The sequence below is a fragment of the Shewanella dokdonensis genome, assembly GCF_018394335.1.
Lineage (GTDB): Bacteria > Pseudomonadota > Gammaproteobacteria > Enterobacterales > Shewanellaceae > Shewanella > Shewanella dokdonensis.
Genome location: NZ_CP074572.1, coordinates 3,547,640 through 3,572,209, shown reverse-complemented (window position 1 = coordinate 3,572,209; position 24,570 = coordinate 3,547,640). Strand labels below are relative to the sequence as shown.

General features: G+C 50.3%; 16 protein-coding genes and 4 pseudogenes. 14 read left to right on the top strand and 6 right to left on the bottom strand.

The features are described 5' to 3' along the window. Positions 1-2: 2 nt before the first annotated feature. The 3 genes from KHX94_RS17150 to KHX94_RS17140 form a co-directional block, all read right to left on the bottom strand. Positions 3-809: a PH domain-containing protein gene (locus KHX94_RS17150; RefSeq protein WP_213681531.1), complete on the bottom strand. Its 807-nt coding sequence runs from the start codon at positions 807-809 to the stop codon at positions 3-5. 387 nt (positions 810-1,196) lie between these two features. After that, positions 1,197-3,578 carry a phosphatase PAP2 family protein gene (locus KHX94_RS17145; protein WP_213681530.1) on the bottom strand — a complete coding sequence of 794 codons (2,382 nt, stop codon included), beginning with the start codon at positions 3,576-3,578 and terminating at the stop codon, positions 1,197-1,199. A 425-nt stretch (positions 3,579-4,003) separates the two neighbouring features. Then, a complete protein-coding gene (locus KHX94_RS17140; protein WP_213681529.1) occupies positions 4,004-4,648 on the bottom strand; it encodes an MBL fold metallo-hydrolase in 645 nt (214 codons plus the stop codon). Positions 4,649-4,866: 218 nt separating this feature from the next. On the opposite strand from KHX94_RS17140, the gene KHX94_RS17135 reads away from it, so the two are divergent. Together KHX94_RS17135 and KHX94_RS17130 are read left to right on the top strand one after the other, a co-directional pair. Beyond that, on the top strand, positions 4,867-6,153 hold the full coding sequence (locus KHX94_RS17135) for an alpha/beta fold hydrolase (RefSeq protein WP_213681528.1): 1,287 nt from the start codon (positions 4,867-4,869) through the stop codon (positions 6,151-6,153). Positions 6,154-6,361: 208 nt separating this feature from the next. Beyond that, positions 6,362-6,559: a DUF4250 domain-containing protein gene (locus KHX94_RS17130; protein WP_213681527.1), complete on the top strand. Its 198-nt coding sequence runs from the start codon at positions 6,362-6,364 to the stop codon at positions 6,557-6,559. On the opposite strand, the pseudogene KHX94_RS17125 reads toward KHX94_RS17130, so the two are convergent. From KHX94_RS17125 to fadI, 3 genes and pseudogenes are all read right to left on the bottom strand, one after another. Continuing rightward, positions 6,556-8,564: pseudogene (locus tag KHX94_RS17125) on the bottom strand (DNA topoisomerase III). The gene KHX94_RS17130 and the pseudogene KHX94_RS17125 overlap by 4 nt on opposite strands. Positions 8,565-8,702: 138 nt before the next feature. Beyond that, positions 8,703-10,831, bottom strand: a pseudogene (gene fadJ / locus KHX94_RS17120) (fatty acid oxidation complex subunit alpha FadJ). Positions 10,832-10,837: 6 nt separating this feature from the next. Next, on the bottom strand, positions 10,838-12,148 hold the full coding sequence (gene fadI, locus KHX94_RS17115; protein WP_213681526.1) for an acetyl-CoA C-acyltransferase FadI: 1,311 nt from the start codon (positions 12,146-12,148) through the stop codon (positions 10,838-10,840). Positions 12,149-12,513: 365 nt separating this feature from the next. Here fadI and KHX94_RS17110 point away from each other — a divergent pair. From KHX94_RS17110 to KHX94_RS17065, 12 genes and pseudogenes are all read left to right on the top strand, one after another. Beyond that, positions 12,514-13,471: pseudogene (locus tag KHX94_RS17110) on the top strand (AAA family ATPase). Between the two features lie 2 nt (positions 13,472-13,473). Further along, a complete protein-coding gene (locus KHX94_RS17105; protein WP_213683503.1) occupies positions 13,474-14,412 on the top strand; it encodes a DUF58 domain-containing protein in 939 nt (312 codons plus the stop codon). A gap of 94 nt (positions 14,413-14,506) precedes the next feature. Then, positions 14,507-14,719 (top strand): hypothetical protein, encoded by a 213-nt coding sequence (locus KHX94_RS21905; RefSeq protein WP_425314021.1) that lies wholly within the window; start codon positions 14,507-14,509, stop codon positions 14,717-14,719. Then, a complete protein-coding gene (locus KHX94_RS17100; RefSeq protein WP_213681525.1) occupies positions 14,619-14,924 on the top strand; it encodes a DUF4381 domain-containing protein in 306 nt (101 codons plus the stop codon). The genes KHX94_RS21905 and KHX94_RS17100 overlap by 101 nt, the downstream gene beginning before the upstream one ends. After that, positions 14,918-15,901 carry a vWA domain-containing protein gene (locus KHX94_RS17095; RefSeq protein WP_213681524.1) on the top strand — a complete coding sequence of 328 codons (984 nt, stop codon included), beginning with the start codon at positions 14,918-14,920 and terminating at the stop codon, positions 15,899-15,901. Before KHX94_RS17100 ends, KHX94_RS17095 begins: the two co-directional genes overlap by 7 nt. Further along, entirely contained in the window at positions 15,898-17,967 is a 2,070-nt protein-coding gene (locus tag KHX94_RS17090; protein WP_213681523.1) for a vWA domain-containing protein, read from the top strand. The genes KHX94_RS17095 and KHX94_RS17090 overlap by 4 nt, the downstream gene beginning before the upstream one ends. After that, positions 17,961-18,944 (top strand): BatD family protein, encoded by a 984-nt coding sequence (locus KHX94_RS20735; RefSeq protein ID WP_244859217.1) that lies wholly within the window; start codon positions 17,961-17,963, stop codon positions 18,942-18,944. Before KHX94_RS17090 ends, KHX94_RS20735 begins: the two co-directional genes overlap by 7 nt. 82 nt (positions 18,945-19,026) lie before the next feature. After that, positions 19,027-19,581 carry a hypothetical protein gene (locus tag KHX94_RS20730; protein WP_244859216.1) on the top strand — a complete coding sequence of 185 codons (555 nt, stop codon included), beginning with the start codon at positions 19,027-19,029 and terminating at the stop codon, positions 19,579-19,581. A gap of 235 nt (positions 19,582-19,816) precedes the next feature. Continuing rightward, entirely contained in the window at positions 19,817-20,080 is a 264-nt protein-coding gene (locus KHX94_RS17080; protein WP_213681522.1) for an outer membrane protein assembly factor BamD, read from the top strand. Positions 20,081-20,127: 47 nt separating this feature from the next. Further along, on the top strand, positions 20,128-21,174 hold the full coding sequence (locus KHX94_RS17075) for a tetratricopeptide repeat protein (RefSeq protein WP_213681521.1): 1,047 nt from the start codon (positions 20,128-20,130) through the stop codon (positions 21,172-21,174). Between the two features lie 268 nt (positions 21,175-21,442). Then, positions 21,443-22,893 (top strand): annotated as a pseudogene (gene putP, locus KHX94_RS17070) (sodium/proline symporter PutP). 347 nt (positions 22,894-23,240) lie between these two features. Then, positions 23,241-24,539, top strand: a complete 1,299-nt coding sequence (locus tag KHX94_RS17065) for an OmpP1/FadL family transporter (RefSeq protein WP_213681520.1) — start codon at positions 23,241-23,243, stop codon at positions 24,537-24,539. The last annotated feature ends 31 nt before the right edge of the window (positions 24,540-24,570 follow it).

Sequence of the window (24,570 nt, the reverse complement as noted above, 5' to 3'; positions counted from 1 at the left end):
TATCAGTGTTCATTCTCATCCCCCGTAAGTGTGGCCACCATTGCCACCAATTCTGGGGGTGCCAGCAATTCATAACACTCAAGAGTGCGCTGCAAGCGTTCGTCGGCCACCTGATTAGCACTGTAACGATAGCTGTGGCGACTGAGCGCCTGATTATAACAATGCCCCAACCACTGTCGTTTCTGCTCCAATTGTGCATGCAACTGCAACAGCTCGTCTGCGGCCTCGGGGGATAGCTCAAGTGCCATGCGCTGCTGATAACGTTTTAGCTGGCGGCTTGTCTGTTGGATTTCAGATAGTTGCACTGCAAGTGTGACCGCTTCTGCATGCGGATCGGGAACCTGCGCCAATATGGTACGGGCATGTTCCAACACTTGAGGTTGCAACATTAAACGGCGATCGCACTCAAGCGGCAAAAGTTCAAATGCCGTAGAATTTAAACTAAAACAGATCTCAGCCGCGCAATCGATATCGACCGTTACCCCTCGGCGCAAGGCACTGATGGCCTTAGCGCTGCTAACACCTGGTGCTATATATAACCTGACACCCTGCCCCAAACTGCGAGAAACAGCAGATGACAGCGGTAATGGGTTAGTCACATTACTCATGTCAAACGTTAAGAATGGTTGTTTGCGCACAAGATGATGCACGTTGGAGTGGTTGCGTTCGCACACTATCCACTCAGCTAAGGGATAACTGGAAAACTCTAATAGCACAAAATCGCTAAATTGCGGTGGTACCGTCAGCACTAACTGTTGCCGCCCACTCATGGTTAATTCTGTTGGTGACGCAAAATACTGGCCTAGCATACGACAGCTCCTTGTATACAACGTCCTTCACTGCGGGACAGCACAAGTCATCAACGCCATGTTAATGTTAAACGTTATGGATTTCACCAAGTAACATGCAGAGATTATAGAGAATTTTTCCTTCCGACAGGAAAGCAGCCATTGAGTGGAGCATAGTAACGCGGCAGCCAAAGGCTGAGCTAGGCGAGAAACAGCCAACAACTGAGTATCTCGATGAATCTTCAGTCAGCACGTATAGGGGATAACGGCTGTAAACCCGATGGACATAGGATAGGAACGACAGAAAAATCCCCACGGTGCAATGCGTGGGGATTTTTGTCTGTTTTCGACATTATTCAAAAACACGTAACCGACTAAAGTTACCTTTTTGATAGCGCTTGTGTGCGGTTAGTTTTTCGGTGTAACGGTCACTTGCGCAGAGGTATCGGTATAAACCATCGCCACCTTATATACGGTGCCTGACGCATCGGTAGCCCTGATATTAGCTTCAGTAAATTTACCTTCCAGATGTTGGCTATTCAGCACGGTATAACGGGTTGCCGCCGTCAGTGGCGGAACCTTTAAATCCAGTGACAGATTGTTTCCGGTCAGGTAGATACCAGTGGTCGCCTTGAGCTGTGCATTACGGTTAAGATCAAGCGCCAATACACCGCCATCCATAACGAAATCGGTAACCGTCAAGGCACCTGCGGCCGCCGTTTCAGCCCCAGCGCCTATCGATATTTTTACCGTACCATCCTTTTGGTAAAGGGTATTGTTACCGAAGGCAGAAGCCGAGCTAGCCACTAGCGTTCCTTGTTCCAACACTGTGCCACCGCGGTAACTATTGGTGCCAGTAAGATAAAGCGTACCACTACCACTTTTTTCTAGACGGCCATCACCAGAAATATCATTCATCCAGCGGTCAATCGCATTAAAGCCACCGCGGTTCGCGTCCATGTATATCGACACATTACTGTTAAACGCCGCATAGCCATCTGCCGCATCAACTAAATTGAGGCGTCCCCAACCACGAGACTTATTGATAACCGGATAATTAGCATCTATTTCAGTGGTGGCCAAAACTTGACGACGCTGGTTTGCATCCAGATATGGGAAACGCGTTTTCAACAGTACTTCGGCGCCTTTTGGCACTTCGGGCGCGGCGCTTGCTTCTGCCAACGGTGTAAAACCGTAAGTCATACTTTGGCGATAGCGCGTTTTCATCGCGGCTCTATCCGCATACTGGTCAGTCAAATCACAAGGCTTAGTCACATCAGTGGTACAGTGAGCGTAATCATAAACAGTGTCGTATCCTGCGGTTTGCGCCTTGGTGAGGAAATACTTCTGAGCTTGTTCTACCGCAGTTTCGGCTGCGAGTGCATTGTTATTATCAGATAACATTGCCGCAGCAATAGCCGTGGCCATAATACGGCCACCAATTACATCTAACGGAGAATGCATCCCGGCAACGATACGATCAGTGCCAAGATCGCCTGCCCGTGCAACCATTTCCGCAAAACGTTCAGGAATGGCGTAGGCATAGATCAAGCCACGGTCAAATGCTTCAGCGGTATGCCCACTGGGAAACGCACCATCTTTCGCTCTGCTTGAATACAATGCAGGAAGACTATTGACGGCAGTCTTAGTATCCCCTTCAAATTCACTGAAACTATTAGGAACACCGTCATTGTCACTATCTTTGCCGTAATACGTAGTACGCGCTGCGCACAATAAACCGGTAATAGGCAGCACGATTGGATTGGCCGGACGCTCATAATATTTGTATGCAGCCACCGCTTGTCCATCAAGCCCCAAACACGCATCTTCTTCTAGTGCACTAATGTCGGTAATGGTGCTGTAGATGCTTGCAGAAGCATCATTAACATTCACGGTACTGTAATCATCAGCATTGATACGCCATGGACGGGGAGACTCAAAATGGTATTTAGGCGCTTCCGTAGACGCACCATAAGCCGCAACGGTTTGCAATAAAACTACGACATCACTTAAAGCCGTTGCTTCACCATCAACGGATGTCGAACCAAAGCCAGTTCGGGTTGAATTCGCCAGGCTCTCATAGAGATTGCCATTGTATTTGGTATTTTCAATGTCAATCACATGGGTTTCACCGCTAACTGCGTCAGTCAGCACCACATCACCATTAGCATTAACACTATAGGAAGAGGTCGCATTCGCGCCGCTTTGATAATCGGCGGTCATCGGCCCTAAGCCAGAGGAGATGCTGAAGCCTTTATCTCGTTGATCATCTAAATATGCAGCAACCTTTTCTGCTTTAGTTGAGTTTTCAACCAGTTGTTTTACATAATTAAAGTTTTCCTGCCAGACACTCTTGTTGCGGATCTGTTCATGGCTAAAATTGAAAGGAATGGCATAGGACGTGCTGTTAGTGCCACCACCAACTACGCCTGGATAAGCTTCATAACCTGCCGCAATCGCCTTCGATTCAGAAGAGCCAGTCATGGCCCAAGTATCATCGCCTGCATACCAAATATCATCAAAACCACTCAGGATTTGGATCAAAGGACTAACGGAAGGGTCGAAAGCAACAATATTGCCATTGTTGTTAGTCGTAGGGAGATTTCCATCCACCACGGCAATGTCATTGCCCGATAACACAGGTTCAGCAACACTGTGGGTTGCCGATGTTCCCGCGGGTAATCCCGGGTTTGTGTACGTGGTAGTGTCATCGTTAGAAGAGTTACAGGCGGCAAGGGCTAAGGCAACGGCACTGACCACGAATACCTTGGCACATGACTTGGTGACCATAGTGATAAATCCTCATAAAAGTAGGTAAGAGGTTATTTTTGTTGAACTTGGTCGGCCAATTTACTGACGCTTAATGACAGATAAATTAAGGAAAAATGATCATATGTATAACTTATATCTAATTGCGGTTTTTATTACCGATATGGCGATAACAACGCCCTATTCGCGTAAAAAACGCAGGTGAAGAAACGGGGAGACGGGCAACTGTGAGACAATTATCAGCAGTGGCGGCATTGATTAAGCATATTGAAGAGGCAACTAAAGACTATAAAGCGTTATGACTAAGGGCGATGACTGATTGCTACGAAGGCAACTTAGTAAACGTATTCAGCAGGTTAAGGCACTAAACGTGCAATACTCATCATCCAGAGTGGCTAAGCATCACGCCAGCCGATCGCTGCTGGCGTCATCGAAAGCACAACAGGCTATTGCAGTAACTGATCGGCCACAAAAGGATTATTTTGCCGTTCTTCCGCAAACGTTGACATCAGTCCATGCCCCGGCACAAAGCGGGTATCATTGCCCAGAGGCCATAGCTTATTACTGATCGAATCAATCAGTGCCTGATAACTGGAACCAGGAAAATCCGTACGGCCGATAGAACCGCGAAATAACACATCACCAACGAATGCTAGCTTGTCTGCTGCGGACCAAAACACCACATGTCCCGGCGTATGCCCTGGGCAATGGAACACTTTCAGCACGCTATTGCCAACGGTGACTTCATCGCCATCTTGCAAATATTGACTGGGTTCAAACGCCACACTGGCAGGGAAACCAAATTTTTGGCTCTGTATCGGCAATTGTTCTAGCCACATTTTGTCATCCTCATGCGGCCCAATAATCGGTAACTGCTGTTGTTCTGCTAATTTGGCGGCGCCGCCGACATGATCGATATGTCCATGTGTCAGTAAAATCTTTTCCAGACTCAGGCCATGTTCATGCACGGCATCAAGGATCCTGTCTAGGTCGCCACCTGGGTCAATTACCGCCGCTTGCAGCGTCTGCTCACACCAAACTAAGCTGCAGTTCTGTTGGAATGGGGTTACGGGAATTATTTGATATTTCATTTAGTTGTTACTCTCAGGCTGGTTTTATCTATCCGTGATAACGGCAACATCATCGATCAATTATCAGCGATTAAAGTTGATCTTAACCGTAAAAGCTTCGCGTTAAATGCCAGTTTAACTTTTCCTGTCAGTGAAAGCCCGAGCAAATTACATTATGGGCATCTTGGGCCGTCATTTCGTTGTACAATCGGCTAAAAATTTTGCACAAGATGCTACTAATGAACAATATCGCCCAACTTGAAGGAATGCGGTGCCGCAAGCACTACTTTACTTTGCCGTTAGATTACGCTCAGCCCCAAGGGCCAACCCTCAAGGTTTTTGCCCGAGAATTGCAGGGATTACAAACGAACGCAGAAAACCTGCCAATATTGCTGTATTTTCAAGGCGGGCCAGGCTTTGCGGCACAGCGGCCATTAGCCAATAGCGGCTGGCTAAAACGCGCATTGCAGGAATTTCGAGTACTGCTGTTAGATCAACGCGGTACCGGTTTATCGAGCCCCGTAAGCTACCGTACGCTGAGTGGCTTGAGTGCCACTCAGCAAGCCGAATATCTGCGTCATTTTCGTGCAGACAACATCGTCCGAGACGCCGAAGCCATTCGTCAGCAACTCAGCCCACAAATGCCCTGGAGTGTACTCGGTCAAAGCTTTGGGGGATTCTGCATTCTGCATTATCTCAGCGCCGCCCCCGAGGGACTGCAACAAGCCTTTATTACTGGCGGAATTCCCTCACTGACACGCAGTGCCGATGAAGTTTATCGCGCCACTTATCAGCGGGTATTGGATAAAAACCGAGAGTTTCAGCGCCGTTTCCCAGATGCTCAGCAGTTACTCAACACGCTGGCGGCACACTTGAGACAACATCAAGAATACCTGCCGAACGGCGATCGACTGACGGTAGAGATGCTGCAACTACTGGGGATTAATCTTGGCATGATGCAAGGGCCAGAGGCCGTCTACTACCTGCTCGAGCAAGCGCTGCTAGAGGGCACTGACGGTCAAATACTCAACCCGTTATTTGCCGAGCATTTCACCCAGATGCTGAGTTACCACACCAACCCGTTATATGTGCTGCTGCACGAAGCCATCTATTGCCAGCAAACATCATCTAACTGGGCAGCCCAACGTGTGCGCGCCGAATATCCCGAATTTGCCCCTGATGCCGCAGAGCTGCTGCTCACAGGTGAGATGGTATATCCGTGGATGTTGCACCAGATCAGCAACTTGCGGCCACTACAACCATGTGCCGAATTACTGGCTAGCAAACCCGATTGGCCCACACTCTACAATTTGCAAAAACTTGCCGCTAACAAAGTGCCGGTGGCCGCGGCTATCTATAGCGAAGATATGTATGTGGCGCGAGAATACAGCCTGGAAACTGCCGCGCAGGTGGCTAACCTCCGTTACTGGTTGACGTCCGAATACGAACATAATGGTATTCGCATGGATGGAGAACATATCCTAGACCGGCTGATAGCGCTAAATAAAGGCGCGCAACTGCGTTAATTTCAGTTCGACTTAATTAGCGTTCTGCATAGTGGCCCCATGCGTTTGTACCGACATGGCGATTGGCATTGCATCGTTTATATTCGCAACAATGACAGAGCATAAACGATGCAACCTACAGTTAATAAATCCCACAATTTTTTCATGGTAATGGCAATTTCTGTCACGCTATGACTATGCTTAAAGCATGTTCAGGGAGGCTTCCACTATGCAAGATCTGCAACAATTGCCCGCGGAGATCCTGCTCGGCATCGTCAATGAAAAACTACGTCTGCATTGCCCAGACAAACAGGCGTTATTGTACGACCTAGACTTATCACCACAGCTGCTGGAGCAGAAACTGCATCAGTTTGGCTATGAATATGACATGGTATCCAACCAGTATCGCAAAGTCCGTGACGTTTAATCCGCAGACTTGCTGCCGTGCGTTACGGCTTTAGTTTGACGTTCTGCCCGGCGTACTGTTTTCCCAGTTTGCCCAACTTTGCCCCTTGCAGCTTTAGAGGTGCGCTTCCCGGTAGTGTTGCGATAATTCCGTTGTCGAGTTTTAACTCCACTAAGCGCTGTAGGTAAGCTGTTTTGTGCCTGAGTAACTAGCGCTGTCAGTTGCTGTAGCAGTGGCTGCATAAATGCCTGATATTTCATGTCACGGCGACTGATAGCATCTAGACTGCTTTCCCATTGCGCCGTCATATCCGGTGTTGTGGCAACATCTGGCAAGCTGTGGATCAGCCCGGTGCCAGCCGCAGTGGCCTGAATACTCTTGCCTTGCCGCTGTAAAAATCCCCGTTTAAACAGCAACTCGATAATACCCGCGCGGGTGGCTTCGGTGCCGAGACCATCGGTATCTTTAAGCACTTTACGAATTTGCGGATCGCTGACAAAGCGGTTAATTCCCGTCATGGCGGCTAACAAGGTGGCATCGGTGAAATGCTTCGGCGGCTGAGTCATTTTTTCCAGCAATTCGCCCTTAAGACATTGCAGTTGTTGCCCCACCTTGAGTGGCGGCAAGCTTCCAGTTAATGCCTCCTCTTCATCGTGGTTCTGTTCCTGACGAAATAGCTGTTTCCAGCCGACTTGCTGTTGCTGCTTGCTCTTGGCGACAAAAAGGCCACCCGCAATCTGCAACTGGACCTGTGTTTCCAGATACAGATAATGGGGATAAAACTGCGCCAAATATTGCCTAGCGACCTGCAGATAAACCTGCCGCTCACGCGCCGACAATCCTGCTAAATTAGCCACTTTGTGCGTGGGAATAATAGCGTGGTGGGCATCAACTTTACTGTCATCCCACGCTTTGGATTTAAGCTTAGGATCAGGAAGTTCACATCCTTGCAGCAGTTCGGCCGCACCTTGGCTGATGGTAGCAATAATCTCGGTGGCATCAGCAAACTGCGCTTGTGGCAGATGACGACTGTCGGAGCGCGGGTACGTCAGCAGTTTGTGGCGTTCGTACAACGCCTGCGCCGTATCCAGCACCTCTTTGGCACTCATGCCAAAGCGTTTATTACAGTCTATCTGCAATGCAGACAAGCTATAAGGCAGCGGTGGCGCCTGCCTTTTGGGTTTGCTCTCCACGGTTTGTACATGGGCAGACTGACCACTGATACGGCGGATAACGTTTTCAGCCAGCCCTCTTGCCAACACGCGGCCTTCTGCATCCAGCCACTGCTGGCAGGCTTCACTTGGCTGCCAGCGCGCACTAAAGCGGGCGCCATCGTCACACTGTAGCTGTGCCAACACCTCAAAAAACGGCTTTGGCTGAAAAGCGGCTATCTCTTCATCCCGGCGCACCACCAAACCAAGCAAAGGGGTTTGCACTCGACCTACCGACAAAACCCCTGATAGCCGACTTTACGCCCCTGCAAAGTGTACGCACGTGACAGGTTCATGCCATACAGCCAGTCAGCACGACTGCGCGCCAACGCGGAGGTGGATAACGGCACAAATTCACGATTACTGCGCATATTGCCAAGTGCACGACTGACCGCCTGCGGGTTTAAATCATTGATCAGTAGTCGCTGCGCCGCCGACTGTTTGTCACTGCTGGTACCCAGATAAGATAACACTTCATCCACCAGTAACTGCCCTTCTCTATCAGGATCGCCAGCATGCACCAGTGTATCGGCTTGTTTGATCAGTTTTTTCAGCACCGCCAACTGACCTCGGCTACCTTTTTTAGGCAGTAACTGCCACTGCTGTGGCACAATCGGCAGATGCTCTGGTTTCCAGGATTTATATTGCGGATCATAGGCATCCGGTGCCGCCTGCTCTAGCAGATGCCCTACACACCAAGAGACACAATCGCCATTGGCCGCTTCAATATAACCCTCGTGCTTGCGCAGTGGCTTAGGTAACACGTCAGCAATCGCGCGGCCAAGGCTTGGTTTTTCAGCAATATATAGGATCATAGCTCAATAGTGCTGTATAAATTTACAGTAAATTTAACCCGCTTTACGCCAAACTGCAAACCACCGAGCACAATGACTATCGTTTTAGTAAACAAAACGCCCGCAGCGGCGGGCGTTTATGGTCAATCAGTTATGGCGTTAGTCAAAGAAACGCTGGCCAGTTGCCGCCATTGTTTTCAGCCGTTCGCAAGGGGCAAACCGTTCACCCAAACGGTACTGATAACCTTCCAGCATCTCCACCAGTTTAGCGGTACCCAAAGTATCAATATAGTGGAATGGCCCGCCCAGAAACGGTGGGAAACCGATACCAAAAATGGCACCGATATCACCATCACGGGCATTGCGGATAATGCCTTCATCGAGACAGCGCACCGCCTCATTTAACATCTGCACTACGCAGCGCTGTGCCAGTTGTTCGTTATCTGCGGCCACGCCTGGGGTGATCCCCAGCACTTTATAGACAGAACTATCCACCTGTTTCTTCTTGGATTTCTTTTTACCATACAGATAGAAACCCTTGCCGTTCTTACGCCCTTTACGCTCATCTTGCAGCAGTTTTTCAAACGCCGCTGGCGCGCGGAAACGTTCACCCAGCGCTTGTTCCAGAATGGGTGAGATCTTGGCACCGACGTCAATGCCGACTTCATCCAGCAATGTCATCGGGCCCACCGGGAAACCAAATTTCACCAGCGCCTGATCCAGCTGTTCCACACTCTGGCCTTCCAGCAGTAGTTGCGCCGCTTCGTTCATATAAAGCGCCAGGATACGGTTAACATAAAATCCGGCACCATCTTTTACCACTATCGGGGTTTTCCCCTGTTTACGGGCAAAAGCAACCGTAGTGGCGATGGTCTCAGAAGATGTTTTCTCATGGGCAATAACTTCCACCAGCGGCATCTTCTCTACCGGTGAAAAATAGTGCAGCCCAATGACATTTTCTGGGCGGCTGGCCACGGCGGCAATCTGACCGATTGGCAAGGAAGAGGTATTGGATGCAAACACCGTATGTGCAGTACATTCGCGTTCAATATCCTGCACCATCTGATGCTTGAGTTTTAGATCTTCAAACACCGCTTCCACCACGATATCCGCATCGTGTATGCCACGGTACTCGGTAGTGGTACTCATCAGCGCCATCTGTTTATCCCGCTGCGCTGCACTCATATGGCGCCGCTTAACACCTTTATCCAGCAGTTTATAGGCGTAGGACAAGGCGTTAGACAGCCCTTTTTCGCTGATATCCTTTACCCGTACCGGCAGTTTGGCCTTGCTAATGGTGACCGAGGCAATACCACCGCCCATCAGACCACCGCCGAGCACAACCGCTTTTTTCAGCGGCCGCGGTTCGGCGCCGTCAGCACCGGTCTCTTTTTTCATTTCGGTGGTCGCAAAGAAGATAGAACGCAGCGCGGCGGATTCTGCTGTCATCACCAATTCGCCAAAATAACGGGATTCTGTCGCCAAACCTGCCGCCATGCCTTCATCAGCGCCGATGCGCACACAATCAATAATTTTAGGCGGCGCGGGATAATTGCCCTGAGTCTTACGTTCCACCTGTTTTAATGCCTGATCGAACAATATATTGCGGCCAAAGTGGGTGCGCTCCAACGCTAGTTCCATCAAGGTTGCTTTGCGTTTCGCGCGTTTTTTACCGTTTTGGGCTAATTCAATCGCCGCTTGCAACAAAATGGTCTGTGGCACAACATCGTCCACCAAGCCCATTTTCAATGCCTGTTTCGGCCGGATTTGTTTACCGGTTAACATCATATCCAGCGCCTTGGCGATGCCTATCAGCCTTGGCAAACGTTGGGTTCCGCCACTGCCGGGCAACAGTCCTAATTGCACTTCCGGTAACCCCAGCATAGTTTTGCCATCGTCAGTACAAACACGCTTATGGCACGCCAGAGCCAACTCCAGACCGCCGCCGAGACATGCACCATGAATGGCCGCCACTACCGGGATTGCTAATTTTTCCAGTTCGCCAAACACTTGATGTCCGGCGGCCGATAACTCGCTGGCTTTATCACGGGTATCACAGGCATCCAACATGGCAATGTCCGCCCCCGCAACAAACGAGTCTTTTTACCAGAGATCACCACCAGACCTTTGATGCGCTGATCGGCGCGGATCTGTGCTAGCAGTTCGGTCATTTCTGGGACAAATTCGGCCCGCAAGGTGTTCATGGTTTCGCCGGGAACATCCATCGTCAACAAGGCGATGCCATCATCCCGCACACTGAGGTTGAAGGTTTTTTCTGTCATTTCCATGGCCTTTTACTCCACTTCCAGGATCATGGCGGCACCGAGGCCCCCGGCGGCACAAGCGGTGGTCAACGCAGTTCCGCCACCGCGACGTTTCAGCTCGTTACACACCTGAGTGATCAAACGAGTACCTGTTGCCGCAAAAGGATGCCCATATGCCAGTGAACCACCGAGGACGTTGAACTTATTCATATCAATCTCGCCAATGGCGCGGCTCTGCCCCAGTTTCTCTGCGGCAAAGGTCTTTGAAGCAAACATCTGGATATTGGCTAAGGTCTGCGCTGCAAAAGCTTCGTGCATCTCAATCAGATCCAAGTCTTCCAGTTGCATCCCCGCACGTTTCAGCGCCAGCGGTGTTGCATATGACGGCCCCATCAGCATATCTTGCCAGACTTCAATGGCGCTGAAAGCATAGCTCTTGATATAGCCAATAGGCTGATATCCTAGGGCTTTAGCTCGGCCTTCGCTCATCAGCAATACCGCTGAGGCACCGTCGGTCAGCGGTGTGCTGGTCGCCGCCGTGACCGTGCCATGCTTACGATCAAACACTGGCTTCAATTTGGCATAGGATTCCAAAGTAGAATTGTCGCGGATATTGTTATCGCGTTCGATAAAGCTGTCGAATGGTGGTACATGGGTGACCATTACTTCATCTTTCAGTTTGCCTTCCGCCCAGGTCTTGCTGGCAAGTGTATGCGAGCGGTGCGCCAACGCGTCCTGATCGGCGCGGCTGATATGATAGCTCTTGGCCATCTGCTCGGCGGTTTGCCCCATCGATAACCCGGTGGAATACTCAGCAACCGCAGGCGGAACAGGTAACAGATCCTTTGGCCGCAAACGGCTGAGCACTTGCCATTTTTGTTTCAGACTGCGTGCTTTACCTAAGTCTACCAGTGCAACCGCTAATGTCTTGGATACACCGATAGGTAATAAAGAAGAGGAATCTGCGCCACCGGCAATACCAATATCGATATTGCCAGTCATAATGGCTTCCGCCACATTCACTGTGCTTTGGAAACTGGTGGCACAAGCGCGGGTGACGCTGTAAGCATCGGTGGTCACCTTCATGCCTGTCCCCAGCACAATCTCCCGGGCAATGTTAGGCGCGGCAGGCATCTGCACTACCTGACCATATACCAGTTGTTCAACCAGTGCCGGGTCAAGCTCAGTGCGCTGCAGTAATTCAGCCACCACCATTTTGCCCAGATCTACGGCGGGCATGCCATGAAAAGCTGTCGCCTGACGAGCAAACGGTGTACGCAAACCCGCTACAATGGCAATGCGTTCTCCCTTGGCATTGGTTACCTGCTGTCTGTCACTCATCTGTTATCCTCGTTATATTTGGTCCATGACCACAGACTGAAATCCCTAGCCAGACATACACCCAACAGGTCTGACCATTAAAATGTGATCTGATTCTAACTTCTTCTCTCTAAGTTTTAAACACTTGTTTGGATTTTCCACTGGATAAATTATCGGCAACTGCCATCATCGCAGGATAAATCGGCCAACAGTTCTGTCTATAGCAACAGCGCATGGCATAATACAGACAAGGCTCCAAGTGCCTGCCTTAAGAAAAATTAACTTTTAATTCATAGCATTTTGTACTTCAATCGCCCTGTAATATTCCGCACAATGACAGGAAAACCCTGCAGCCGCTGCTGCACGAGCATGATAAGAGAAGCCCTATGCCGTTAAGTCGTTTTCACGCATTAAGAACATACCTTGACCACGTCATCGTCGGTCAGCCCTCGTTAACCGAAAATCTGCTGCTGGCATTGATTGCCGATGGTCATTTACTGGTAGAAGGCCCGCCAGGACTGGCAAAAACCCGCGCGGTGAAAGCGCTGTGTGACGGTATTCAAGGGGATTTTCACCGGATCCAGTTTACCCCAGATCTACTCCCGGCAGACTTGACCGGAACCGATATATACCGCGCACAAACCGGCACGTTCGAGTTTGAGGCTGGGCCGATATTTCACAATCTGATTTTAGCGGATGAGATTAACCGCGCGCCTGGCCAAAGTACAGTCGGCGCTGCTAGAAGCCATGGCCGAAGGTCAGGTGACCGTTGGTAAACATTCCTACAAATTACCGCAGCTGTTTTTGGTAATGGCCACCCAGAACCCGTTAGAAAATGAAGGTACCTACCCGTTACCGGAAGCGCAGCTCGACCGGTTTCTGATGCACCTGAACCTGGATTATCCAAGTGCAGACACAGAGTTGGAAATTTTGCGGCTGTCACGCAATGAAGCCAAGACTCGCAGCATGGAAAAGATGACGCCAATTTCCCAGGACGACATCTTTAATGCCAGGGGGCAAGCGCTGGAAATTTATCTGGCTGAGCCACTGGAGCGCTATATTGTTGATTTGGTGATGGCAACCCGGCAACCACAACGCTACAGCGACGAACTGGCAAAATGGCTGGAATATGGTGTCAGCCCTCGCGCCACCCAGTCCATTGAACGTTGTGCCCGCGCCCGCGCTTGGTTGTACCAGCGAGATTTTGTAGCACCGGAAGATATTCAAGCAGTGTTGCCAAATGTATTGCGCCACCGCTTGCTGCTAAGTTACCAAGCACAGGCAGAAGGCATTAGCCGTGATGAAGTGATCAACCATATTCTCAGCCAGGTGGCCGTGCCCTAATGATGTCCGAGTCTGAACACACGCTGCCGTTATTTGCCGATGGCGTACATCTGAGCGAAGCGGAATTGCTGGCGTGCCGGGATCTGGCGCGGGCATTGCCCGACAATCCAGTGCGTGCCAGAGCCGCGCTGGCTGGTAATCGCAGCAGTCTGCTCAAAGGCCGCGGCATGGAGTTTGCCGAAGTGCGCCATTATCAGCATGGTGACGATGTGCGCACCATAGATTGGCGCGTTACGGCACGTACGGGCAAGGCTCACACCAAGCTGTTTGTGGAAGAGCGTGAACGCCCGGTATTACTGCTGGTTGACCTGAAACACAGCCTGTATTTTGGCTCGACCTTGCTGTTGCAAGCGGTGCAAGTCGCCCATCTGGCGGCCACCTTGGGTTGGAAGGCCATTCAGCAAGGCGATCGGTTAGGCGCCTTGATTGTCAGTGATAACAAACGTCGCGAGCTGAAACCACGTACGCGTGAACAAGGCATTTTGGCATTAATTTCGGCGCTGACCGCCGTGCACCAACATCAGTTGCAAACACTACAACAGCCATCCCCGGATCCCGCTGCATTGATGGCGCAAAGCTGTCGGCAACTCGCTCGTTTAACGAAACCGGGCTCGCAAGTGTGGCTGCTTACCGATGGTAACGGCTTTGATGATGAGTGTCGGCAGCCACTGTCAGACCTGCGTCGCCACAGTGAAGTTTCAGCCTTTGTGATCACAGATCCGTTGCGTACTGGCAGCTTGGCTTTACCCAAGCATTTTTCATTACCCGTAAGCGAACAAGGGCAATCGTTACTGCTGGATCGCCGCAGTTATGATGCCTGGCTACAGCGACAGCAGCACAGCCTGATGCAATTTGTACAGATGATGCAGTCGCTGCGCATTCCTGTACGCCAGCTGGATGCCGCACGCAACCTTAACCAACAACTGAATTTGTTACGATGACGCCAACTACCGCTACTGCCAATCCGGCGCTCAGTGCCATGAAGGATATCCGGCTTCCCCTGAGATAGGTTTCTGGCCGCCTGCGCCAGCCATATTGGCACTGTTCATTCTGGCCTTATTGTCACTCATCGCCTTGAGCGTATGGCTATATTTGCGCCACCAACAAAAACGGCGGCAACAGGCGTGCCAAAGCAGCGCTGCAACTCTTGTCACAGTTGGACAGCGAAGATCCGCAACTGATGCTGCAACTCAGTGCGCTACTCAAGCGCTGCGCCATCAGTTATGGTGGCCGCGAGCAAGTTGCTAGCCTTACCGGCGAATGCTGGTATCAGTATCTGGATCAGGCTTTGCCGGTGAAACAGCAAGGAAAATTCCAGCGTTTACTACAACAGCGTTACCAGATGCGCCCTTCCGCCGAAGACGGCGAAGAACTCAAAACCTTGTGTCAGCAATGGTTACTCTGTGCACCAAGCTATTATCGGCGCGCCAGTAAAGGAGGCAAGTCATGCTGACACTCGCTTGGTGGTGGTTGCTACTATTACTGCCATTGCCGCTATTCATCCGTTTTCGCCCAACAAGCGTTGGCAGTGGTCAGTTACAAATGCCGGGCATCCGCCAATATGCGCTGACCGAAGTGAGCAGTCAGCGACGTCGACCGTGGATTATCTGGTTGTTATGGTCACTGTTGCTACTGGCTGTGGCGCGGCCACAGTGGTTGGGCGATCCCATTGAGTTGCCAACGCAGGGCCGCGACTTGATGGTTGCAGTGGATCTCTCCGGCAGTATGCAGATTGAAGATATGGTGCTGGACGGCAAAACCGTAGACCGTTTCAGTGTGATCCAAAAAGTCGTCAGTGACTTTATCGAACGCCGCGCCGGTGACCGTATCGGCCTGATCCTGTTTGCCGATGCAGCATATCTGCAAGCGCCGTTAACACAGGATCGCCGCTCGGTTGCCCAATATCTCAAGGAAGCACAGATTGGTCTGGTGGGCAAACAAACGGCGATTGGTGATGCCATCGCGCTGGCGGTGAAGCGGTTTGATAATCTCGATAAGAGTAACCGGGTATTAGTGCTGTTGACCGATGGCTCCAACAATGCAGGCAATATTGACCCGGATCAGGCTGCCGCCATTGCTGCCAAGCGTCATGTCACTATTTACACCATAGGCGTAGGCGCTGATGTGATGGAACGCCGGACCTTGTTTGGTATCGAGCGGGTCAATCCATCGGCGGATCTGGATGAAGACCAGTTAAAACGGATTGCCGATGTTACCCATGGTAAATATTTCCGCGCTCGTGATCCTAAAGAACTGCAACAGATTTATCAGGAGATAGACCGTTTGCAACCGATAAGCCGCGATCCGCTCACTTACCGGCCGCAATCGGAACTGTTTTACTGGCCACTAGGACTGGCATTATTACTCAGTTTGGCACTTAGTCTCAGCCAGTTCCTGCCCGCCATAAAACCTGCCGGGAGGTCATCATGAGTCTGCACTTTATGCGGCCAGAATGGTTTATCGCACTGCTGCCCTTGCTGCTGGTATTGTGGTTAAAGTTAAAGCATCAAGGTGGTCACTCCCAGTGGGATAAATACATTGCGCCACACCTTGCTGGCATACTTATCAGTCAGGGTGAACAGCCTCGGCGTCAATGGCTGCCAATCGTAGCCAGTTGCTGGCTATTGGCGGTGCTGGCATTAAGTGGCCCTGCACTATTCAAAAAGCCGCTGCCGGTGTTTGCCGCCACTCAAGGGCGTGTCATTGTGATGGATATGTCGCTGTCGATGTATGCCACCGACCTGACACCCAATCGCCTGACGCAAGCCAGATTCCGAGTCACCGATTTATTGAAAGGGCTTAAAGAAGGTGAAACCGGATTGATCGCCTACGCCGGTGATGCTTTTGTCATCAGTCCGTTGACGCGCGACAGCAACACTTTATTAAATCTGTTGCCAACGCTGAGCCCGGACATCATGCCCGTTATGGGCTCTAACCTGCCAGCGGCGCTCACTAAAGCCAAAGAGTTGCTCTCCCAGGGAGGGCATATTAATGGCGATATCATCTTAGTCACTGATGGGGTGGCAACGCCGCAGCTCAATGCCGCTAAAGCAGTATTACAAGATACTCAATATCGTCTTGGCATATTGGCACTGGGTTCTACCCAAGGCGCGCCGGTGCGGTTGGCCGATGGTCAGTTACTGCGAGATAACAGCAATCAGGTCGTCATACCTAGCACTAATTACAGTCAACTACACGAACTGGCACAAAGCTGTCATGGTCGCCTACTGCCCTTCGCCAATGATGGTTCAGATCTAACCAAACTACGGCAGTGGCTGAGTACCGATGAAGACGCGCAAGCCACTCACCTTGCAGGTGACAGTTGGATAGATCTCGGCCCCTACCTGACATTACTGCTGCTGTTGCCTATGCTGGCAATGTTCAGATATGGCCTCCCCGTCTGGCTATTAGTGCTGCCATTGTGTGGCAGCTTGCTAACACCCAAAGCACAGGCCAGTACATGGGATAACCTGTGGCATACTCGAGATCAGCAAGGGATGCAGGCATTTAAGCAGCAAGACTTTAAAGCTGCCGCAGATAAATTTGCCAACCCCGCTTGGCAAGGCAGCGCCTTATATCGCGCCGGTGATTATCAAGGTGCCCTCGCCGCCTATGAACAGGATAAAACGGCGCAGGGCTACTACAACCAAGGTAATGCGCTAATGCAACTTGGTAAGTATGAAGAAGCTATCAAGCGCTACGACGAAGCATTAACGCTACAACCAGCATTTGATGATGCGAAAGCCAATAAACAACTGGCACAGCAACTGCTGAAACAACAACAAAACAAGCAGGACAAGCAGGACAAGCAGGACAAGCAGGACAAGCAGGACAAGCAGGACAAGCAGGACAAGCAGGACAAGCAGGACAAGCAGGACAAGCAACAGAATAGTGCTGATAAGCAGCAAGACCAAGCACAGAATAAGTCTGAGCAGCAACAGTCGCAAGATAAGCAAAAGAATAGCGGCAAAGACAATCAAGGCAGCCAACAACCGCAGCAAGGTGATGAATCCGCAAACCAGCAGCAGGAGCAATCGCAAGCGTCCCCAGGGGAAGATTCGGCCGCTAAGGATAAGGACAAGAGCTCTTCTGCTAAATCCGCCGCTACCGATAATAAGCAGCAGGAGCAGCCGGCCGCAGATCAATCATCGGCAGACAACCAGCAACAAGCACAGTCTGCTGCTGATAGTGATAGGCCCCAAACGCCACCTGCGCCAGCAATGCAAGCGGATGCTAAGCAGGATAACCCAGCTGACTCGGCGCAACAGCGGGCCAGCGCGGCCAAAGCAGCGGATGAGCAACCGCCATCAAACCCGCAAAATGGGTCTGTGGCCGCGTCTACTCTGGATAACCAGGATAAACTGCCCGCAGATATGCAGCGTGCGCTAAAAGCCGTGGTTGACGATCCCGCCGCACTGCTGCGTAACAAAATGCAATTGGAATATCAAAAACGCCGCCAGCGCGGCGATGTACCCAAGGAACAACAACAGTGGTAAAACTACGCTTTCCGTTATGGCTGCTCTTGGCAACCCTGTTGCCACTCAAAGCACTGGCATTGACTGAACTACAGGCTTCTGTTGATAAAAATCCAGTGCCACAAGGCGAGTACATTGCATTAACAGTAACGGCTGATGACGATCTACAAAGTCAGGCGTTGGATACCTCCGCGCTACTGAAAGACTTTATCGTGGGGCGCACCAGCGTTGGCCGCAGCACCCAGATCATCAATTTTGACACTCGCAAGGAAACCCGCTGGCAGATCCTGATAGCCCCCAAACAACTGGGACAGGTGACCATCCCGGCATTTGACATTAACGGCGTAAAATCCAATCCGATCCAACTGCAAGTAGTGGACTCCAGCAGCCAACCACAGCAGATGAAAAACCTGTTTTTACGCACCAGCATTTCCAGTGACGAGGCTTATGTCGGCCAGTTGCTCACCTACAAAGTGAAGTTATATCTAGCCGTTGATTTACAACGCGGCGTGCTGTCGACGCCCAATATTGAAGGCGCCCAAATCAAACAGATTGGCGATGATAAAGACAGCAATGAAATCGTCAATGGCCGCCGTTACCGCGTGATTGAACGCACCTATAGCATTATTGCGGATAATCCCGGCAAGTTAATGATAAACGGCGTTAATTTTTCTGGCGATGTGCTGATGAACAGCCCCAGCAGCGGGATGTTTTCCTTCCAGGAAAGCCGCCCGGTACAAGCGCAAGGCGACAGTCTAGTGGTCAGCATCAACCCCATTCCTAAATCCTATGTGGGCGACTGGTTGGTGGCCGATTTAGTGGCACTCAGGAAGACTGGAAAGATAATCAAAGCTATGAGGCCGGGCAACCCATTACCCGAAACATTACGCTGCTGGCATCTAACGCCGATGAAACCAGTTTGCCAGATCTGCATCTGTCACTGCCTGCCGACATGCGCAGTTATCCCGATAAACCCGTCAAAAAACCTATGTCCGTAATGGACAAACTGTCGCCAAGCTGACGCAAACCATCGCTATCGTCCCAGCCAAAGCGGGTGACTACACCTTACCGGAAATCAAAGTGGCTTGGTGGAATCCGCATCTTAATCAAGAGGAATATGCCACACTACCGGCACGGCAGGTTAAGGTAAAACCGGCCAGCAATACCCCAGCACCGGATCTGAGCACACCTGTGGCTCAGGCACAAAACAACAATGGCTACTGGCCGCTGGCTACTGCGGTGTTTGCTGGTCTCTGGCTGTTAACATTGCTGCTGTGGTGGTGGACAAGCCAACAAAACTCAAAGCGCGTAACAACGGTAGAAAGTAAAAAAGAGCGTCCGGTGGTGAAAGCAGATTCACTTGATGATGCGATTAAGGCTAACAATATTGGCGAAGTGCTCAACGCCTTACTGCATGAGCTTTCGCTCCGAAGTTCACATAAGGTAACACTGCAGAATCTTGCAGAAATCTCGCCAGCATTAGCGCAAACAGTAACGGCACTTCAAGCCGCGCACTATGGCCGCAAGCCAACAGATACTGCCGAGTTATACCAGACCCTCAAGACCCAGTTGGCCGCCTTTAACACTGGCACCAAACAGCAGCGGGATAGTGCCTTAATGTCATTAAACCCATAGCTAAGCCATTCATGATCAATCGTTGTGGTTAAAACACCAACCTTACCAACCTTGCTCGCCAGCATCATGCTGGCGAGGCTCGTTTACACGTTTTTACTGGTGTAACGCTACCAGCCAATGACTTAACACCGCCAGTAAACACTATGCCTCAAAAAAGAAGGTCTTGATATATTCATTTCCATCTAGATAACCATATGATATATATCACTAATACTACTCCTTACTCGAATAATCCATGTTGCGTTATCAATCTGTCATTGGCGTTCTTCTCACCCTGTTTTATTGCACCAGTTGTACCTCTACAACGTCACTGCCGCCCTACCTAGCGTACCAACGTGCACTGCAAGCCTATCAACATGCAGATTATCAAACCGCCATACAGCAACTTAAACCATTAGCCGACAATGGCTTAGCTGATGCGCAGCAGTTGCTAGGAACTATGTATCAACTGGGTAATGGGGTTACCAGTAACGATGAAACTGCCGTGGAGTGGTTTTAAAGGCCGCGGCACAAGGAGATGACAATGCATTGATAAGTATTGGCTCAATGTACAAATTCTCAAACGTGCCAGCCACCCAACATCAGCAAACGCTGGCCACATTACAGCACGCCGCCGAGCAAGGCTCAGCCTATGCACAAAATCTGTTGGGATGGATTTATCTTGAAGGTCGAGGTGTCGCGCCAGATCCAAAACAAGGGGTGAAATGGTTACAACTGGCAGCAGCACAAGGTTACGGCAAAGCCCAATATAACCTAGGGTTAGCTTATGAACTTGGTGAAGGTATTGCGCCCAACAAACAGCAAGCGTTTTACTGGTATTTTGCCGCAGCCAACAACAACTTCACGGCCGCCCAAGAGATGCTGGCTGAACGTTATGAAATCGGCGATGGGATTGAGCAAGACGAAGCGAAAGCCCACGAGTGGTATAAAAAAGCATTAGAACATAGTAGTTTAGTGGCCCTTAATTGGTATAGAACCTCGGCCAACCTGGGTGATGCTGACGCCGAATACATGCTCGGGAAGCAATACCAAACAGGCAAACTGTTCCCAAAAGACGATATTAAAGCCTTGAATTGGTTTATGAAATCAGCACTTCAAGGAAATGCTCAGGCTGAAAATGCCATCGGTGAGTTATATCGTATGGGCCACGGGGTAACAAAAGATTACCAACAAGCTGCTGTTTGGTTTAAAAAAGCGGCTGAACATGGTGTGGCCAGCGCACAATATCGCTTAGGCAACTACTATCGAAATGGCACTGGTGTGGCACACAATGACCAACTGGCAGCGACTTACTATCAACAAGCGGCACAGCAAGGCCACGTTTATGCACAAGTCGCGTTGGGCATGCTGTATCACTACGGGGAAGGTGTAAAACGTAACGATAGCACAGCCGTTGAGTGGTTTACCAAAGCAGCTAAACAAGGGGACGCCGTTGGACAAAATAATCTCGCAGCAGCTTACGAATTGGGATTAGGCATTTCTCAAGATCACCAGCAAGCACTTTATTGGTATCAACAGGCCGCCAATCAAGGGTATCGACCAGCGCAGCAACAGCTGGCACACTTAACTGAGCAACCAAGCAATAAACAATAAGCAATAAGCAATAAGCAATAAGCAATAATGCAACTTATTGAATGGTCAGATTTCTATGCTCATGAGCCAAAATGAACGCATCCGCCATATGCTCATTGCAACAGTAAAGCTCACCGCACACATGTCAATCAAGCGACAGTCTACAGCGTTATCTGGTCAAGCAGCAACGACTGCCATTATGGTGTAATTACAGTACAGATGTTGTGTGCTGACATTCCCATCTGTTAGCATGCAAGACATTGATAACAATAATTTTACAAATATCTTTATGGTCACTGACACGCCTATCATTATCACCTTTATTGGTTATCTTACTGCCATGCTGGCAATCGGTTATTGGGCATACCGCGCCACAGATTCGCTCGACGACTATATTCTGGGTGGCCGCAAGATGGGCCCGGCGGTCACCGCCCTTAGCGTAGGCGCATCGGATATGTCTGGCTGGTTGTTACTTGGGCTTCCTGGCGCGGTATATCTTGGGGGCATGGGTGAAGCCTGGATTGGTATTGGGCTGTTGTTGGGAGCTTGGCTTAACTGGTTACTGGTCGCCAAACGCTTGCGGATATACACACAAATGGCCGATAACGCCCTCACCCTCCCCGACTTTTTTGAAAAACGTTTTGCCGATAAAAGTGGCCTGTTAAAACTGGTATCGGCGCTGACAATTCTGCTGTTTTTCACCTTCTATGCTTCTTCCGGCATGGTGGGTGGCGCCATTTTATTTGAAAAAGTATTCGGCATGGATTACCGGTTAGCCTTGGTTGTTGGTTCGGTTGTCATTGTGGCTTATACCTTTGTTGGCGGTTTTTTTGCTGTTAGCTGGACCGATTTCTTTCAAGGTTGTCTCATGTTGCTAGCGCTGTTAATTGTTCCTGTGAGCATGTTTACCCATCCCGAAAGCCACAAAAGTCTTGATACGCTAGACCCCGCATTATTGTCACTGTTCAACGACAAGCTGACATTTATTGGCTTGCTATCAGCCTTAGCTTGGGGCCTGGGTTATTTTGGTCAGCCTCATATTTTGTGCCGCTTTATGGCGATACGCAGTACCAAAGAGTTACCGGTATCACGCCGCATCGCCATGAGCTGGATGCTGTTGTCTCTGCTTGGGGCGTTAGCCACCGGGATAGCCGGGATGCTGTACTTTGCGGATAAGCCACTGGATAACCCAGAAACCGTGTTTATTCATCTCACTCAAGTGGCCTTTAATCCATGGATTGGCGGTCTCCTGATTGCGGCGATTTTGTCAGCCATTATGTCAACCATAGATTCACAGTTGCTGGTGTGCTCCAGTGTGGTCACCGAAGACTTCTACCGCCGCTGGATACGGCCCCAAGCGTCCAATCGCGAACTGATGTTGGTGGGACGCTTAGCCGTGTTGGCAATTGCAATACTGGCAGGCATTATTGCGCTGGATCCTAAAAGCAGCGTTCTTGGCTTAGTGAGTTATGCTTGGGCAGGCTTTGGCGCGGCATTTGGTCCTGTGGTGCTGTTATCACTGTTCTGGCATGGCTACAGCCGTCAAGGTGCCGTTGCCAGCATCATAGTCGGTGCCGTTACCGTTGTTTTTGGAAACAGGCAAATGGCGGTATTTTTGCCTTATATGAACTATTGCCCGGATTTGTGTTTGCGTCGATTACAGGCATTGCGGTTAGTCTGTTGTTGCCACCCGCAGCAACGACGGTTAAGCAATACCACACCATAAAACAGGCGTTATGACCACAGCCAACTCTCCAACTAAGCGTACAGATGTTAGCTTAGCTGGAGAGCTATAGCAGCCTGTTACTTACCGTTACATTTAACTTTTATAATATGATTTCTCGTTATTTAACATCATAAAAATCAATCAAATAATCTTAAACTTTCGACCATTCTTCAGCAGCGCCAGCCTAAATTTTAAGCGATCTGGCGCACATAATTCCGCCATCTATTAAGCGAAACAAGTGTAAGCTGCTGGTCGGACTTGTTAGTCCTACCAGCGCCCCCTAACATGCCCGCTGATTTAACGGGGACGTTGGCGTTAGCTAACGGATATGCGCAATATTATTCAGAGAACAACAATCAATATGACTAACTTCAGAAAATCACTGCTGGTGAGTGGCATGATGCTGGGCGCTACGCAGGCTTATGCTGCCGGATTTCAGCTCAACAGCCAATCAGCCACCGGTATTGGCCGCGCTTTTGCGGGTGATGCGGTAATTGCCGACAATGCGTCGGTATTGTCACGTAACCCAGCGGCTATGGCATTATTTGACCGCGCGGCGCTGTCAACCGGGCTGACTTACGTCGATATTGATGTCGATGTAAAAGATGTGAATTTTGCAGGTGGTCAGGTTGATTTAGGTGGTATTGATGATGCGGGAAGCAGCAAACTGATCCCGAATATCTATTATGTGCAGCCGTTAAATGATCAATGGGCATTTGGGGTAGCGGCATTTTCCAATTTTGGCACAGGTACAGACACCAGTTCACTGCTCAAAGGAGCAACCGCCGCCCCTTATGATCTGATCGGTAACACAGAAGTGACCACAGTGACACTGAATGCCAGTCTTTCTTATCGTATCAATGAGATGCTCAGCATTGGCGCGGGCATTGATGCCGTTTACGGCAAAGGTAATCTCACCCGCTATGCTGGCAGCATCCCGCTCGTGGATGTAGATGCTGATGGGGTAGGTTTTGGCGGTATCCTTGGCGCCACCTTGGAGCTGAATAAAGATAACCGCTTTGGTCTGAGCTATCGTTTCAGCCCAACAGTAACGGTAACGGGTGATATCAATGTCATGACCAGCCAGCAGTTGCCGGGACTGGGCGCACAACAGATTGCCATTGACTACAACGAACTGGACGTCCCCTTAGCCGATATTCTGCAATTCGCGGGTTTCCATCAATTAACTCACCAATTTGCAGTACATTACACAGCGCAGTACACCCTGTGGGACGATTTTGATCAGATCACCACCAAACAAGGAACCGCAACTATTGCTAGCGGCAGTTATGCAGGGATGGAAGTGGCCACCAATGTGAAAGCACCGCTGAAAGAATATCATTGGAAAAACTCTTGGCTGTTCAGTGTTGGCGGCACATACACCGTTAACGACACGCTGACACTGCGAGCGGGTTACATGTTTGATAACGGTGTGGTGGATCAGCTTGGTTCACTGTCTATCCCCGATTCAGACCGCCATTGGTATACCCTTGGTGCCAGCTATCGCCTGTCGGATAGCATGACTATCGATCTGGGCGCGGCACTGGTGCGTGGTGTTGAAGAATCACTGATTGAAACCAGTGCGCTGGCCGGTGATGTTAACGCACACACCAAATCTACCGCGACCTACTATTCAATGCAGTTTAACTATCGCTTCTGATAGCAGAAACCGCGTTGCGTACGGATTAAAG